The sequence below is a fragment of the Streptomyces sp. NPDC041713 genome (assembly GCF_055591085.1).
On sequence record NZ_JBVIZY010000001.1, the window covers coordinates 62,041 to 75,683 of the forward strand.

At 68.9% G+C, this 13,643-nt stretch carries 17 protein-coding genes and 2 tRNA genes; 17 read left to right on the top strand and 2 right to left on the bottom strand.

The features are described from left to right. Nucleotides 1-3: 3 nt before the first annotated feature. The 12 genes from ACZ6CV_RS00245 to ACZ6CV_RS00300 all read left to right on the top strand — a co-directional run bounded on the left by ACZ6CV_RS00245 (nucleotide 4) and on the right by ACZ6CV_RS00300 (nucleotide 7,290). A complete protein-coding gene (locus tag ACZ6CV_RS00245; RefSeq protein ID WP_469248374.1) occupies nucleotides 4-333 on the top strand; it encodes an SCO3933 family regulatory protein in 330 nt (109 codons plus the stop codon). 2 nt (nucleotides 334-335) lie between these two features. Continuing rightward, nucleotides 336-1,679 (top strand): FtsK/SpoIIIE domain-containing protein, encoded by a 1,344-nt coding sequence (locus ACZ6CV_RS00250; RefSeq protein WP_469248376.1) that lies wholly within the window; start codon nucleotides 336-338, stop codon nucleotides 1,677-1,679. A gap of 89 nt (nucleotides 1,680-1,768) precedes the next feature. Then, nucleotides 1,769-1,945, top strand: a complete 177-nt coding sequence (locus ACZ6CV_RS00255; RefSeq protein ID WP_469248378.1) for a hypothetical protein — start codon at nucleotides 1,769-1,771, stop codon at nucleotides 1,943-1,945. A gap of 32 nt (nucleotides 1,946-1,977) precedes the next feature. Then, on the top strand, nucleotides 1,978-2,148 hold the full coding sequence (locus ACZ6CV_RS00260) for a pRL2-8 (protein WP_469248379.1): 171 nt from the start codon (nucleotides 1,978-1,980) through the stop codon (nucleotides 2,146-2,148). 74 nt (nucleotides 2,149-2,222) lie between these two features. Continuing rightward, nucleotides 2,223-2,888, top strand: a complete 666-nt coding sequence (locus tag ACZ6CV_RS00265) for a DUF2637 domain-containing protein (protein WP_469248381.1) — start codon at nucleotides 2,223-2,225, stop codon at nucleotides 2,886-2,888. An 18-nt stretch (nucleotides 2,889-2,906) separates the two neighbouring features. Next, a complete protein-coding gene (locus ACZ6CV_RS00270; RefSeq protein WP_469248383.1) occupies nucleotides 2,907-3,095 on the top strand; it encodes a mobile element transfer protein in 189 nt (62 codons plus the stop codon). A 16-nt stretch (nucleotides 3,096-3,111) separates the two neighbouring features. Beyond that, on the top strand, nucleotides 3,112-3,489 hold the full coding sequence (locus tag ACZ6CV_RS00275) for a hypothetical protein (RefSeq protein WP_469248386.1): 378 nt from the start codon (nucleotides 3,112-3,114) through the stop codon (nucleotides 3,487-3,489). A 92-nt stretch (nucleotides 3,490-3,581) separates the two neighbouring features. Next, nucleotides 3,582-3,764, top strand: a complete 183-nt coding sequence (locus ACZ6CV_RS00280; protein WP_469248388.1) for a hypothetical protein — start codon at nucleotides 3,582-3,584, stop codon at nucleotides 3,762-3,764. Continuing rightward, the gene (locus ACZ6CV_RS00285) at nucleotides 3,761-4,456 is read left to right on the top strand and encodes a DNA methylase (protein WP_469248389.1); all 696 of its coding nucleotides are present in this window, start codon (nucleotides 3,761-3,763) and stop codon (nucleotides 4,454-4,456) included. The genes ACZ6CV_RS00280 and ACZ6CV_RS00285 overlap by 4 nt, the downstream gene beginning before the upstream one ends. Then, nucleotides 4,453-5,940 carry a replication initiator gene (locus tag ACZ6CV_RS00290; RefSeq protein WP_469248391.1) on the top strand — a complete coding sequence of 496 codons (1,488 nt, stop codon included), beginning with the start codon at nucleotides 4,453-4,455 and terminating at the stop codon, nucleotides 5,938-5,940. The genes ACZ6CV_RS00285 and ACZ6CV_RS00290 overlap by 4 nt, the downstream gene beginning before the upstream one ends. After that, nucleotides 5,933-6,145, top strand: coding sequence for an excisionase family DNA-binding protein (locus ACZ6CV_RS00295; protein ID WP_469248397.1), 213 nt, complete (start codon nucleotides 5,933-5,935; stop codon nucleotides 6,143-6,145). The genes ACZ6CV_RS00290 and ACZ6CV_RS00295 overlap by 8 nt, the downstream gene beginning before the upstream one ends. After that, entirely contained in the window at nucleotides 6,145-7,290 is a 1,146-nt protein-coding gene (locus ACZ6CV_RS00300; protein ID WP_469248399.1) for a tyrosine-type recombinase/integrase, read from the top strand. The genes ACZ6CV_RS00295 and ACZ6CV_RS00300 overlap by 1 nt, the downstream gene beginning before the upstream one ends. A 69-nt stretch (nucleotides 7,291-7,359) precedes the next feature. Here ACZ6CV_RS00300 and ACZ6CV_RS00305 read toward each other — a convergent pair. Further along, a tRNA-Gly gene (locus tag ACZ6CV_RS00305) sits at nucleotides 7,360-7,430 on the bottom strand. A 143-nt stretch (nucleotides 7,431-7,573) separates the two neighbouring features. Here ACZ6CV_RS00305 and ACZ6CV_RS00310 point away from each other — a divergent pair. From ACZ6CV_RS00310 to clpX, 5 genes are all read left to right on the top strand, one after another. Beyond that, nucleotides 7,574-7,650, top strand: a tRNA-Pro gene (locus tag ACZ6CV_RS00310). 183 nt (nucleotides 7,651-7,833) lie between these two features. Continuing rightward, entirely contained in the window at nucleotides 7,834-9,210 is a 1,377-nt protein-coding gene (gene tig, locus ACZ6CV_RS00315; protein ID WP_469248401.1) for a trigger factor, read from the top strand. A 469-nt stretch (nucleotides 9,211-9,679) separates the two neighbouring features. Next, complete coding sequence (locus ACZ6CV_RS00320; protein WP_362369494.1) at nucleotides 9,680-10,285, top strand: ATP-dependent Clp protease proteolytic subunit; 606 nt, start codon at nucleotides 9,680-9,682, stop codon at nucleotides 10,283-10,285. 62 nt (nucleotides 10,286-10,347) lie between these two features. Continuing rightward, nucleotides 10,348-11,043 carry an ATP-dependent Clp protease proteolytic subunit gene (locus ACZ6CV_RS00325; RefSeq protein ID WP_362369252.1) on the top strand — a complete coding sequence of 232 codons (696 nt, stop codon included), beginning with the start codon at nucleotides 10,348-10,350 and terminating at the stop codon, nucleotides 11,041-11,043. 167 nt (nucleotides 11,044-11,210) lie between these two features. Then, nucleotides 11,211-12,497: an ATP-dependent Clp protease ATP-binding subunit ClpX gene (clpX, locus tag ACZ6CV_RS00330; protein WP_355808261.1), complete on the top strand. Its 1,287-nt coding sequence runs from the start codon at nucleotides 11,211-11,213 to the stop codon at nucleotides 12,495-12,497. A 93-nt stretch (nucleotides 12,498-12,590) separates the two neighbouring features. Here the strand turns inward: clpX and ACZ6CV_RS00335 are convergent, their stop codons facing one another. Beyond that, the gene (locus ACZ6CV_RS00335; RefSeq protein WP_469248403.1) at nucleotides 12,591-13,604 is read right to left on the bottom strand and encodes a hypothetical protein; all 1,014 of its coding nucleotides are present in this window, start codon (nucleotides 13,602-13,604) and stop codon (nucleotides 12,591-12,593) included. Nucleotides 13,605-13,643 lie beyond the last annotated feature (39 nt).

The following is a 13,643-nucleotide window of genomic DNA, read 5'->3' on the forward strand; positions in this document are numbered from 1 at the left end:
CACATGCCGTCCTTCAAGATCGATCTCTCGACTGCCGTCGTGTTCGTGGCGACTGCGCCGGAGCCGAAGATGGTCAACAAGAAGACCGGTGAGCGGGCCGTGGACCGGGAGACCGGTGCGGGCCTGTCGACGGTGGGCCTGCTGGTCTCGGACGAGGGTGAGGGCAACCTCTACCAGGTGGCCGTGCCCGAGACGGGTGTCCCGCAGGACCTGGCCCCGGGTACGCCGGTCTCCGTGGTCGGCCTCAAGGCGCGTGACTGGGAGAACGAGTTCAACGGCCAGAAGCGTCACGGCATCTCGTTCCGCGCGGTCGCGATCACGCCGGGGGTCTGATCATGACGACCTGGTTACTGCCGGCCGCTGTCGTGCTGGTCGCCGTGGGGCTCGGCTTCGCGAAGGTGCGTGCCCCGCGCGTGTACTGGTCGCTGGTGGGTCTGCCGCTGGCCTGGGGCCGGTTCATGTTGACCTTCCGGTCCACGATGGAGGTGTGTGGGCTGACGGTTCAGCCCTCGGGTCTGCGGGCGTTCATGACGCGCAATCTGGGGCGCCGGGAGGTTCGACCACGGCCTCCGAAGGTCCGCCGGGTGCGGCCCACCTCGACCGGGTTGGTTGTGTCCTTGCGGCTTCCTGCCGGTCTGGAGCCGGCGGATGTCGCGGCGGCTTCGGAACGGTTGCGGCACGCCTGGGGAGTGCGTTCGGTGATCGTGGGGGAGACCCGGCCGGGCGTCGTCGAACTGCGGATGACCGGCTACGACGTGCTGGCCACGGTCCGCATGCCCCGCCGCGCGAGGGTTGATGGGCCGATGGTTGTGCCTGTCGCTCTGCGGGAGGACGGCTCGGTCTTCGCCCGGGAGTATCGCAAGGTGCCGCACGCCTTGACCTTGGGCGCGAATCAGTCGGGCAAGTCGGTGTATCAGCGCAATCTGGTGGCCGGCCTCGCGAAGCTGCCGGTGGGGCTGGTCGGCGTCGACTGCAAGCGCGGGGTGGAACAGAGTGCGTATGCGCCCCGCCTGTCGGCCTTGGCGACCACCCCGGCGGAAGCCTCCTCCCTGCTCGATGCGCTGGTCACCGAGATGGAAGACCGCTTCGACCTGCTGAACCTGCACGGCGTCTCGGACCTGTGGGATCTGCCCGAAGCATCCCGGCCGATACCGCTGGTGGTGCTGGTCGATGAGGTGGCGGAGCTGTTCCTCGTGGCCGCGAAGAGGGATGAGGAACGCCGGGACCGCATGGTCATGCAGATGGTCCGCCTGGCGCAGATGGCCCGCGCCATCGGCATCTATCTGGAGATCTGCGGGCAGCGTTTCGGCTCCGATCTGGGCAAGGGCGCCACCACGTTGCGCGCTCAGCTCACGGGCCGTGTGGTGCACCGGGTCAACGACAAGCAGACCGGCGACATGGGCCTGGGGGACATTGCTCCCGAAGCGGTTCAGGCGGTGACGACGATCCCGCCGGATCGTCCCGGGGTGGCGGTGGCCGGTGATGCTTCCGGCGGCTGGTCCCGCATCCGCACCCCCGCCATGTCTCCCGCAGAGGCGGCTGCGATCTGCCGCGAGTTCGCCCACCTGACCCCGGATCTGGCCTTTCTGGCTCCGTTCCGGCCGCAGGTCCGCACCGCGCCGACGGTGGCCCCGGCCCCGGCCTCGCCGCTGGTGGCTCCGCGCCCGGTCACCGAGTAACACCCCGCTTCCTTTTTCCGGCTGGCGTGACCGTCTTCGCGCCGCGTCCCTACCCCGCCCATGCCAAAAGACCGAAGGGAGATCCGCTCATGGCCGCACGTAAGCCCGCCGCCAAGTCCCGGGCGAAGAGGTGCCCGGAGTGCAAGGGCAAAGGCGAGATCACGGAAATCGTCCGTGTCGGTGCCCGCAAGGGCCGCGCCACCGCTGATCAGCAGGCCGCTTTGTGCACGGCGTGCTGGGGCTCGGGCGAAGCACTCCAGAGCTGAACAATCCGCCGCCAACGAGAAAGGGGGCTGTGGTGGCTCTGTTTGCAAAGTCGCCGCGTACCGCCGACTCCATCCCCGAAGGCGAGTGTCCGCAGTGCTGGAGCCACGCCTACGACCGCACGGTCCACAAGGGGTTGAAGGGGGACTGCCCGCAGTGCGTGGACCACTTGGTCAACGGGTGCCCCGGCTTCAACCGCCGCTGATCCCGCCGGGGCCGGGTGGCCGGCCATGACTCCCGCCCGCCCCCCGGCCCAACCCCTCTGAAGGAGGTGAGGACATGACACGCTCGATCCGCCTGGACGCTGTACTCGTGCAAGCCGTGATCGCCGGTGCGCTGTCCTTCGCCCACCTGCACGACCTTGCGGCCGCTGCCGGACAGGACGGCTGGAAAGCCTGGGCCTACCCGATCTCGGTCGACCTGCTGCTGGTCGCCGCCTGGCGTCGGCTGCGCAGTGGTGGACCGTCGGGGCTGGCCTGGTGCTGGTTCCTTATCGCCCTGATCGCCTCGCTCGGCGCCAACGTCGCCACCGCCGGGTTCCTCGACATGCAACACCCCCCGGCCTGGCTGCGGTTCGGTGTCGCCGGCTGGCCCGCGCTGGCCTTCCTCGGCGGCACGCTCCTGGCCCACTCACCCACAACTGCCGTAGATGGCGCCCCGGTCCCGCCGGCGCCCGCCGCTCCGGCCGCCGCGCCCGCCGCGTCTGCCCCTGTTCCGGCGCCGGAGCGCGAGGAAATCGCCGCGCCCGCCCCGGAGCCGGTCTCGGCACCGGAACTTCCCGAAACCGCGTCGCCCGGGGTTCCGCCGGCGCTGGTGGAGCACGCCCGGAAGGTCGCCACCGAGCACCACGCACGGACCGGTACGGCCATCGACGCGGCCACCCTGCGCATACGGCTCGGAGTGCCCGAAGCACTCGCCACCACGCTCGCCGCCCAACTCACCTGACACGAAAGGAGATCCACCATGCCCCGCCCGAACCGCTTCTTCGACGTGATCCGCATCGGACCCGTCCAGGTCGCCAGCTACAACGACGGACGCGGACGCACCAAGCACACCGCCGCCTGCACGGCCCCGAACTGCGGCTTCTCCACCGACTACCACGGACGCGCGGCTGCCGAACTCGCCGCCAACACCCACCGCTGCACGGCCTGAGAAGGAGCGTCCTCCCATGCAACTGCCTGATGAGCAGTTCCGCGCCGGACACATCCCCACCGAGCTGTATCGGCAGATCCCGCCCGACGCCGACAAGGCCAAGGTCGTGATCGTCCAGGAAGCCCCCCGCTCCTACAAGGGTCCGATCCTGCTCACCCTGGCTATCACCGCCGGGACCGCGCTCGTCCTGCTGGTGATCGCCTTCGTCGTCCAGATCATCGCCGCGTCGATCATCGCGGTTCTCTCCGCGAGCTGCGGACTCAGCTACACGTTCAGCCGCGCCAAGCGGGGCAGCTCTTCCGGCCGTGCCGTCAAGGGACGCACCCGCTCGCGGCGCAAGTCTCCGGTCCGCTCCCGGCCCGTTCGGTCACGGAGTCGCTACCGCAAGTACTAGGGCCCTCCGGGGCGGCCTCAACCGCCAAGTTTCCGCCGCCCCGGACGGCTCGCCTCTTCCCGATCTTCCAATCCGAAAGGGCTGTACTCATCATGCCTGTCCGCGCCTCGAACATGCCGGTCTGCCACCACTGCGACGGGTTCCCGGTCGTGGCGATCACCACCGGCGACCGCCACCACGACGGCTCCCGCGTGATCGTCCGTGCCACCTGCCGCACCTGCAACGGCGCCGGGCACATCGCCCCGGCCGCCGCGCTCGTCCGGACCGGGCGGTGACCGCCGTGACACGGGTACTGGATCTGTTCTCCTGCTCCGGGGGCGCCGGGTGGGGGTACCACCTCGCCGGCTTCCAGGTCGACGGCTGCGACATCGCCGACCGCCCCCGCTACCCCTTCCCGTACCACCACGGTGACGCCCTCGAATACCTCGCCCACCTGATCGCCACCGACGAGATCAGCCGCTACACGCTCGTGCACGCCTCCCCGCCCTGCCAAGCCGGCTGCGCCCTGACCGTCGGCACGAACGCCTCGCAGGGCTGGGGCGGAACTCATGAAGACCTCGTGGCCGCCACCCGTGAGCTGCTGGACGCGACCGGTCTGCCGTACGTGTTGGAACAGCCCAACGGCAAGGCGAAGATCCGCAAAGACGTGTCGCTGTGCGGGGAGGCGTTCGGGCTCGGTGTGCTGCGGCACCGCAACTTCGAGCTCGGCAGGTGGTCGACGCCTTCGCCGGCCCACCCCAAGCATCGTGGCTACGTGCGCGGCTACCGTCACGGTGTCCGCCGCGAAGGCCCCTATGTCGCCGCCTACGGCAACGGCGGTGGCAAGGCGACGGTCCCCGAGATGCAGGCCGCCATGGGCATCACCTGGACCGACGTTCGAGAGGAACTGACGGAGGCGATCCCCCCGGCCTACACACAGTGGATCGGCACCGCCTTCCTGACTTCCCGTCAGGAGGTGCTGGTGTGAGCGACACCGCCACCCTGGCGGGCCTGGACCCGGCCACCCTCACCGACATTCTGCGGGTGGCCGGGGCCCCCGGCTTCGACCGCCTCCAAGACCAGATCCGCCGTACCGGTGGCTGCTCCGACCCGATTCACCTCCAGGGCACCACCGTCACCCGCGACCGCGCCACCGGACAGGCACTGTTCTCCTACTCCAACGAGAACGAACCCGGCGGTCGGCTACGGATCGCCTGCGGCAACCGCCGTGCCTCGCGCTGCCCCTCCTGCGCCTGGACCTACGCCGGCGACACCTACCACCTGATCCGCGCCGGACTCGTCGGCGACCCGGACAAGGGAACCCCGCACACCATCCGCGATCACCCCCGCGTCTTCGCCACCCTCACCGCCCCGTCCTTCGGCCCCGTCCACAACCGCCCCGGCAACCGACCCTGCCGCTGCGGCACCCACCACGGCGAGACCGCACCGGAGCTCGGCACCCCGCTCAACCCGAGCACGTACGACTACGCGGGCGCGGTCCTGTGGAACAACCACGCCTCCGACCTGTGGCGCTACTTCACGATCTACCTCCGCCGGCAGATCGCGCACCGGGCCGGACTCACACAGAAGGCTGCTCGGGAAGAGTCCTGCGTCTCCTTCGGCAAGGTCGCTGAGTACCAAAAGCGCGGAGCCGTGCACTTCCACGCTGTGATCCGCTTCGACGGACCCGACGGTCCCGACTCCCCGCCCCCGCCGTGGGCCACGCTCGGGCTCTTGACGGATGCCATCCAGGCCGCCGCCGCCCGCGTCCAGGTCGACGTTCTTCCGGTCGGAGACCAGCCCGCCCGCGTCCTGCGATGGGGAACTCAGCTCGACGTCCAGCCCATCGGCGCCTTCGGCAACGGCGAAGACCTCACCGAACAGGCCGTGGCCTCCTACGTCGCCAAGTACGCCACCAAGGCCGCCGAGACCACCGGCGCCGCTGACGCTCCGGTCCACTGCCGCAAGTGCCAGGGATCAGGCCGCTCCTCCGTGTACGCACGCCTTGGATCGCTGCTCAGTCGATGCGCGGGCTGTCATGGCACCGGACTGGCTGAAGACCTTGACCGCTTGGAGATCTCCGCGCATGCCCGGCGACTCATGACCGCCTGCGTTGACCTCCAGGCGCACTACCCCGAGCGCGCATTGGGCCGCTGGGCGCACATGCTCGGCTTCCGCGGCCACTTCAGCTCAAAGTCCCGCCGCTACTCCACCACCCTCGGCGCCCTGCGACAGGTCCGCGCCGACTACCGCGCTGCCCAACAACGCGCCGCCCTCGGCCTGCCCGACCCCGACGAGCACCCCGAGGCCACCACGCTCACGCTCGCCCACTGGACCTACGCCGGCCACGGCCACACCCCGGGTGAGTCCTGGCTCGCCGCCAACATCCGCCGCGACATCGCACTGGGCCGTGAGGCAGCACGTGAAGCACGTGACGAACTGCGTCAGGAAGGAGAGCTCGACCATGAATGAGCGGTACCTCAGCGTGGATCAGGTCGCGGAAATCCTCGGTACGACGGTGCGCTTCCCTCGGCGCTTGATCGAAGAGCGGCGCATCACCTACGTCAAGGTCGGGCGGCATGTCCGTATCCCCGAAAGTGCGGTCCGTGAGTTCATTGCCAGTCACACGGTCGAGCCGCGTCGGCGGGGCGCTGTCCTGCGGGGGGTGGCTGCCTGATGGCCGGCAAGCGTCGCCAGTTCGGTCGTGTCCGTAAGCTGCCGTCCGGCCGCTACCAGGCCCGCTACGTCGGCCCTGACGGTCAGCTCCGTCCCGCTCCGGAGACGTTCCGCACCAAGCGTGAGGCGGATGACTGGCTCGCCGACGTGCAGACCGAGCTTCGTCAGGGTGACTGGCGCGACCCGGACGCCGCCAAGGTTCCCTTCGAGAAGTACGCGCTGGCCTGGGTCGCCGAACGGCCGTTGGCCCGCAGCACGGGCGAGCTCTACGGGATCTTGGTCCGGGTGCACCTGGTGCCCACCTTCGGGCGGCTGTCCGTCGCCGACATCACGCCGGCTGCGGTCCGCACCTGGCGCCGTGCCCGACTCGACGACGGCATCGGCCCGACCACGGTGGCGAAGGCCTACTCGCTGCTGCGGACCATCCTGGGTACGGCCGTGGACGACGGGCTGATCCGCCGTAACCCGTGCCAGATCCGCAACGGCGGCACGGTCGTCACCCCGGAGCGGCCCACCGCGAGCGTTCTTGAGGTCTTCGCCTTGGCGGACGCCGTGCAGCCCCGCTATCGGGCGCTGGTGCTGCTGGGGGCGTTCTGCGCACTGCGCTGGGGTGAGCTCGTCGCGCTCCGCCGGCAGGATGTTGACCTGGACGCGGGCATGATCCGGGTACGGGGCTCGGTCTCCGAGCTGAACAACGGGGAGCGTATCTACAAGGCCCCCAAGAGCGAGGCCGGCAAGCGCACCGTCGCCATCCCGAAGTCGGTCCTGCCGGTGATCGTCGCGCACATGAAGCAGTTCGCCGAACCGGGGCGGGACGGCAGCGTCTTCGTCGGCGCGAAGGGCGCCATCCCGCGCCGGAACCACTTCAATGGGCTGTGGCACAAGGCGTGCGCCGATGTGGGGATCAAGGGCCTGCGTTTCCATGATCTCCGGCACACGGGCAACACGATGGCGTCCTATACCGACGCGAGCACACGTGAGCTAATGATCCGGCTCGGGCAGAGTTCGACCCGTGCCGCGTTGATCTACCAGCACGGTTCACGGCAACGGGAACGCGAGATCGCCGACGGCATCGACAGCCAGATCATCGAGGCCCTGAAACGCCGCCCCGGCCTGAAGGGGCACGCGGGGGACACGGAGCCCTGATCCGGCCCCGAGCACGGCGAAGGCCCAGGGAGAGGGATTCACCTTCTCGCCTGGGCCTTCGGCATTCAGAGCGGGCGACGGGAATCGAACCCGCGTAGCTAGTTTGGAAGACTAGGGCTCTACCATTGAGCTACGCCCGCACGGATCGCGCCACCGGCGCGGACGCCGCGGCACGAGAGGCATCGTAGCGGGTCGTGGGCCTTCGCCGCACGCCCCCCTCACCTGCCCCCGGATAACCGGGGGCCGTTCGGCCTGCGGGCATGTACCCTACGTGTCGCACCGACGGGGTGTGGCGCAGCTTGGTAGCGCGTCCGCTTTGGGAGCGGAAGGCCGTGGGTTCAAATCCCGCCACCCCGACCACCTTGTTCGTCGTTCTTCGCGCTCGTCGTCCCCCACGGGATGCCTCTCCGTCCCCTCCGCGGGACCCCTCTCCAAGATCGCATTGTGGCTCGGCTCCCGCTTGCCGTTACTATGCAAGCTGTGTGCCCGTGTGTCTCTGAGCCGGGCAGAATCCCAAGAAGTCAGCCCCAAGGAGACCGAACCGTGAAGAGCGCCGTGGAGACCCTGAACCCGACCCGGGTTCGGCTCACTGTTGAGGTGCCCTTCGAGGAGCTCAAGGACAGCCTCGACGCGGCCTACAAGAAGATCAACCAGCAGGTCACGGTGAAGGGCTTCCGCAAGGGCAAGATCCCGGCCCGAGTCATCGACCAGCGGTTCGGCCGCGGCGCCGTCCTCGAAGAGGCCGTCAACGACGCGCTCCCGAAGTTCTACACCGAGGCCGTGAACGAGGCCGAGCTCAACGTCCTGGGCCAGCCCGAGGTGGACATCACCGAGCTGAAGGACAACGAGACCCTCAACTTCACCGCTGAGGTCGACATCCGTCCCGCGATCGAGATCCCGGACTACTCCGGCATCGAGGTCGAGGTCGACGCGGTCGAGGTCAGCGACGAGGACGTCGACAAGGCCGTCGAGGAGCTGCGCGAGCGCTTCGCCTCCACGTCCCCGGTCGAGCGTGCCGCCGAGGACGGCGACGTCGTGACGATCGACCTGGAGGCCAAGGTCGAGGGCGAGGTCCTGGAGGACGGCGTCGCGTCCGGCGTCTCCTACACGATCGGCTCCGGCGAGCTCCTCGAGGGCATCGACGACGCCGTCAAGGGCCTGGAGGCCGGTGGCGAGGCCACCTTCACCTCCGAGCTCAAGGGCGGCTCGGCGGCCGGCAAGGAGTCCGAGGTCACCGTCAAGGTCACCCAGGTCGCCAAGCGTGAACTGCCGGAGCTGGACGACGACTTCGCGCAGCTCGCGTCGGAGTTCGACACCCTCGACGAGCTCAAGGCGGACAGCCGCAAGCGCCTCGAGAACATGAAGCAGTACGACCAGGCCACGCAGGCCCAGGAGCGCGTCCTGGAGAAGCTGCTCGAGCTGGTCGAGGTCCCCGTCCCCGAGAAGCTCCTCGCGGACGAGATCGAGACCCGCAAGCACAACCTGGTCAACCACCAGCTCGGCCAGATGGGCCTCGACCTCGCGAAGTACCTGGAGATCCAGGGCAAGAGCGAGGAGGAGTTCGACGCCGAGACCAAGGAGCAGGCCGAGAAGGGCATCAAGACGCAGTTCGTCCTGGACGAGCTCGTCAACAAGGAGAAGCTGAACGTGAACCAGGAGGAGCTCACCGAGCACCTCATGCGTCGCGCGCAGTCCTCCGGCATGTCCCCCGACCAGTTCGCCCAGGCCGTCGTCGAGGGCGGCCAGGTCCCGATGCTGGTCGGCGAGGTAGCCCGCGGCAAGGCCCTCGCGGTCGTCGTCGAGGCGGCCACGGTCAAGGACACGAACGGCGAGGTCGTCGACCTGGACGACGAGGATGAGACCGCCGAGACGGTCGAGGCCACGGAGTCGGCTGACGCCGAGGAGAAGACCGAAGCCTGAGCTTCGCTCTGACGCATGCCCGACGAGGCCCCCGGGACCAGTCCCGGGGGCCTCGTCGCGCCCCGGCCGGCGGGCTCGCTTTTAGGGGCGCGAGGAACTGCGCGCCCAGCCACAAACAGCCCGCACCCGCCGTGGTCCCGGCCCCGGCAGACGCGTCTGCGGCCCGGCGGGGCCCGATCGCGCAGTTCCCCGCGCCCCCGAAGGGGCGCACCCCCCACCGCCCCCCGCGGCCCAGACGGGGCCGCCCCGTACCGCCCAAGGCGCCCCCGCCAGAACCTGCGCTCACAGCGAACAGTCGCCTTCGCGGGATTCCCCGGACGGGGCTGAGCGTTAGGGTCCATGAATACGAGGGCAGGGGAGTCCCCGAAGCCGCCCCGGAGCGGCGAGCACGCGGGGTCCCAGGTCCCAAGAAGACGTGAGACGGCCCGGCGCCGTCGTAAGACGAGCAGGTGGATACGTGACGAATCTGATGCCCTCCGCCGCCGGCGACCCCTCCATCGGTGGTGGCCTCGGCGACCAGGTCTACAACCGGCTGCTCGGCGAGCGGATCATCTTCCTCGGCCAGGCCGTGGACGACGACATCGCCAACAAGATCACCGCGCAGCTGCTGCTTCTCGCCGCAGAGCCGGACAAGGACATCTTCCTCTACATCAACAGCCCCGGCGGCTCGATCACGGCCGGCATGGCGATCTACGACACCATGCAGTACATCAAGAACGACGTGGTGACGATCGCGATGGGCATGGCGGCCTCCATGGGCCAGTTCCTGCTCAGCGCGGGCACGCCCGGCAAGCGCTTCGCGCTGCCGAACGCCGAGATCCTGATCCACCAGCCGTCCGCCGGCCTCGCCGGCTCCGCGTCGGACATCAAGATCCACGCCGAGCGGCTGCTGCTCACCAAGAAGAAGATGGCCGAGCTCACGGCACACCACACCGGCCAGTCCGTCGAGCAGGTCACGCGCGACTCGGACCGCGACCGTTGGTTCGACCCGCAGGAGGCCAAGGAGTACGGCCTCATCGACGACATCATGTCCAGCGCCGCCAGCATGCCGGGCGGGGGCGGCACCGGAGCCTGAGCCCCGTGCTCAGCGCCCCGAAGCCAGCACCCAAGCCCCTCCCTTCTCAGGAGAAACCAGAGATGAACAACTTCCCCGGCAGCGGCCTCCTCGGGCGCGCGCAGGCCGAGAGCGGCCAGGCCGAGTTCACCGGCGCCACCGCCGAGTCCCGTTACGTGATCCCGCGCTTCGTCGAGCGCACCTCGCAGGGCGTGCGCGAGTACGACCCGTACGCGAAGCTCTTCGAGGAGCGCGTGATCTTCCTCGGCGTGCAGATCGACGACGCGTCCGCCAACGACGTCATGGCGCAGCTCCTGTGCCTGGAGTCGATGGACCCGGACCGCGACATCTCGATCTACATCAACAGCCCGGGCGGCTCGTTCACGGCCCTCACGGCCATCTACGACACGATGCAGTTCGTGAAGCCCGACGTGCAGACCGTCTGCATGGGCCAGGCCGCCTCCGCCGCCGCCGTGCTCCTCGCGGCCGGTACGCCGGGCAAGCGCATGGCGCTGCCGAACGCGCGCGTCCTGATCCACCAGCCCTACAGCGAGACCGGCCGCGGTCAGGTCTCCGACCTGGAGATCGCCGCCAACGAAATCCTCCGGATGCGTTCGCAGCTGGAGGAGATGCTGGCCAAGCACTCCACGACGCCGATCGAGAAGATCCGCGACGACATCGAGCGCGACAAGATCCTCACGGCCGAGGACGCGCTCTCGTACGGCCTGGTCGACCAGATCATCTCCACCCGGAAGATGAACAATTCCGCGGTCGCCTAGCGCAGGGCTGTAGCATCTGCCGCTCCTTGGCACGGTTTGTGCACGACTCGCGTCGAAGTGAACCGTGCCAAGGGGGGCCCGAACGGGGGGCCCGGCAAGGTACCGTCGGATATGAGGCACCAGGAGCCGCTGAACGTGGCGTCTCCCAGGCGAAGGGGAAGCACCTCGTGGCACGCATCGGTGACGGCGGCGATCTGCTCAAGTGCTCGTTCTGCGGAAAGAGTCAGAAGCAGGTCAAGAAGCTCATCGCAGGCCCCGGTGTGTACATCTGCGATGAGTGCATCGACCTCTGTAACGAGATCATCGAGGAAGAGCTCGCGGAGACGAGCGAGGTCCGCTGGGAGGAACTCCCCAAGCCTCGCGAGATCTACGAATTCCTTGAGGGTTACGTCGTGGGCCAGGAGCCCGCGAAGAAGGCCCTCTCGGTAGCGGTGTACAACCACTACAAGCGGGTCCAGGCCGGAGAGAACGGCGGCGCGCAGGGCCGCGACGACGCGATCGAACTCGCGAAGTCCAACATCTTGCTGCTCGGCCCGACCGGATCCGGCAAGACGCTCCTCGCGCAGACGCTCGCGCGCATGCTGAACGTCCCGTTCGCCATCGCGGACGCGACGGCGCTGACGGAGGCCGGCTATGTCGGCGAGGACGTCGAGAACATCCTGCTCAAGCTGATCCAGGCGGCCGACTACGACGTCAAGAAGGCCGAGACCGGGATCATCTACATCGACGAGATCGACAAGGTCGCCCGCAAGAGCGAGAACCCGTCGATCACCCGCGATGTCTCGGGTGAGGGCGTCCAGCAGGCCCTGCTGAAGATCCTGGAGGGCACCACGGCCTCCGTCCCGCCGCAGGGCGGCCGCAAGCACCCGCACCAGGAGTTCATCCAGATCGACACGACGAACGTGCTCTTCATCGTGGGCGGCGCCTTCGCCGGCCTCGAGAAGATCATCGAGTCGCGGGCGGGCGCGAAGGGCATCGGCTTCGGCGCCACCATCCGCTCCAAGCGCGAGATGGAGGAGAAGGACCAGTTCGAGGACATCATGCCGGAGGACCTGGTGAAGTTCGGGATGATCCCCGAGTTCATCGGCCGCCTCCCCGTGATCACTTCGGTCCACAACCTCGACCGCGAGGCCCTGCTCCAGATCCTGGTGGAGCCGCGCAACGCCCTGGTGAAGCAGTACCAGCGCCTGTTCGAACTCGACGGCGTGGAGCTGGACTTCGAGCGCGAGGCCCTGGAGGCCATCGCGGACCAGGCGATCCTCCGCCAGACCGGCGCGCGCGGTCTGCGCGCCATCATGGAGGAGGTCCTGCAGTCGGTGATGTACGAGGTGCCGTCCCGCAAGGACGTGGCCCGCGTCGTCATCACGGCGGACGTCGTCCGCTCGAACGTGAACCCGACGCTGGTGCCGCGCGAGGCGCGGGGTGGCGGCGCCGGAGAGCAGAAGTCGGCCTAGCCGTAAGGCAGTTCGACCCGTACGCCGAAGGGGCGCCCAGCGAGTGATCGCGGGGCGCCCCTTCGGCGTGTGCGGGGTTCGTCGGCCCGTCGGTCAGGCCTTGACGCGGACTTCCTTGCGGACCTTGAGCGTCGTGGCCGAGGCCTTGTCGAACGACACCTTGCCCGCCATGGCTTCGACGACCTCGACGGGCACCACGACGGCGAGGGTGCTGTGGTCGCTCCAGATGCAGACCGGCATGTGGATCTCCTTCGGCCCCGACGACGTGCCGGAGCCGGCGTTGTCGTTCTGGATCACCGACTCCTGGCACTTGAGGGCCGCGGCTCTCGTGCTGAAGTCCTTGGGGCTGCCGACCAGTTCACCGGTCTCCGAGGCCTTGCCCTGTGAGTCCTGCTTCAGCTTGGCGAACATGTCGTCGACGACCTTCTCGGGGTTCTCGATCTCCCCGTACACGCCCATGAACTGAATGGCCTTCTGTCCCAGGGGGTTGCTGTCGTCTCCCGACTGGTAGGCGGCGCTGACGTCCTGCGGGTCCTTCACACCGGCCTTCTCGGCGGCCGCCAGGTCGCTGGCGTTGAAGCCGCCGCTGTCGTCGTCGCTCTTCTTGTAGTCACCGAGGATGGTGGCAGGGGTGGTGAGGGTGTGCGGACCGTCGTCCTTGATGCCCGCATCCGCGACGTTCGTGGAGTCGTCCTTCTTGCCGCCCTTGTCGTCGTCACCGCCCGCGAGGACGAAGTAGCCGCCGACCGCCGCCGCGGCGACCACGGCGACAGTGGCGATGATGAGCCCGGTCTTCTTCTTCCCGCCACCGGGAGGCGGGGGCGGGAACTGCCCGTACGGGGCCTGCTGCCCGTAGGGGGCCTGCGGCTGTCCGTACGGGGCCTGCGGCTGCCCGTAAGGGCCGGGCTGCGGGGCCTGCTGGGGGTAGCCGTAACCGGGCTGCGGCGGGGGAGCCTGCTGCGGGTAGCCGTAACCGGGCTGGGGGGCCTGCGGCGGCTGGCCGTAGGGGCCGGGCTGCTGCGGCGGAACACCCTGCGGGGGCTGCCCGTACGGCCCGGGCTGCTGGGGCGGCTGCCCGCCGTACGGGCCCGGCTGGTTGTGGCTCATGGGGTTCCCCCTCCGAAATGCTTATGTGTTCCTGACATC

Excerpts from the sequence above, each read along its gene's own strand:
- ACZ6CV_RS00245 (WP_469248374.1), top strand. The coding sequence starts at position 4 with ATGCCGTCCTTCAAGATCGATCTCTCGACTGCCGTCGTGTTCGTGGCG.
- ACZ6CV_RS00250 (WP_469248376.1), top strand. The coding sequence starts at position 336 with ATGACGACCTGGTTACTGCCGGCCGCTGTCGTGCTGGTCGCCGTGGGG.
- ACZ6CV_RS00255 (WP_469248378.1), top strand. The coding sequence starts at position 1,769 with ATGGCCGCACGTAAGCCCGCCGCCAAGTCCCGGGCGAAGAGGTGCCCG.
- ACZ6CV_RS00265 (WP_469248381.1), top strand. The coding sequence starts at position 2,223 with ATGACACGCTCGATCCGCCTGGACGCTGTACTCGTGCAAGCCGTGATC.
- ACZ6CV_RS00270 (WP_469248383.1), top strand. The coding sequence starts at position 2,907 with ATGCCCCGCCCGAACCGCTTCTTCGACGTGATCCGCATCGGACCCGTC.
- ACZ6CV_RS00275 (WP_469248386.1), top strand. The coding sequence starts at position 3,112 with ATGCAACTGCCTGATGAGCAGTTCCGCGCCGGACACATCCCCACCGAG.
- ACZ6CV_RS00280 (WP_469248388.1), top strand. The coding sequence starts at position 3,582 with ATGCCTGTCCGCGCCTCGAACATGCCGGTCTGCCACCACTGCGACGGG.
- ACZ6CV_RS00295 (WP_469248397.1), top strand. The coding sequence starts at position 5,933 with ATGAATGAGCGGTACCTCAGCGTGGATCAGGTCGCGGAAATCCTCGGT.
- ACZ6CV_RS00300 (WP_469248399.1), top strand. The coding sequence starts at position 6,145 with ATGGCCGGCAAGCGTCGCCAGTTCGGTCGTGTCCGTAAGCTGCCGTCC.
- ACZ6CV_RS00320 (WP_362369494.1), top strand. The coding sequence starts at position 9,680 with ATGCCCTCCGCCGCCGGCGACCCCTCCATCGGTGGTGGCCTCGGCGAC.
- ACZ6CV_RS00325 (WP_362369252.1), top strand. The coding sequence starts at position 10,348 with ATGAACAACTTCCCCGGCAGCGGCCTCCTCGGGCGCGCGCAGGCCGAG.
- ACZ6CV_RS00335 (WP_469248403.1), bottom strand. The coding sequence starts at position 13,604 with ATGAGCCACAACCAGCCGGGCCCGTACGGCGGGCAGCCGCCCCAGCAG.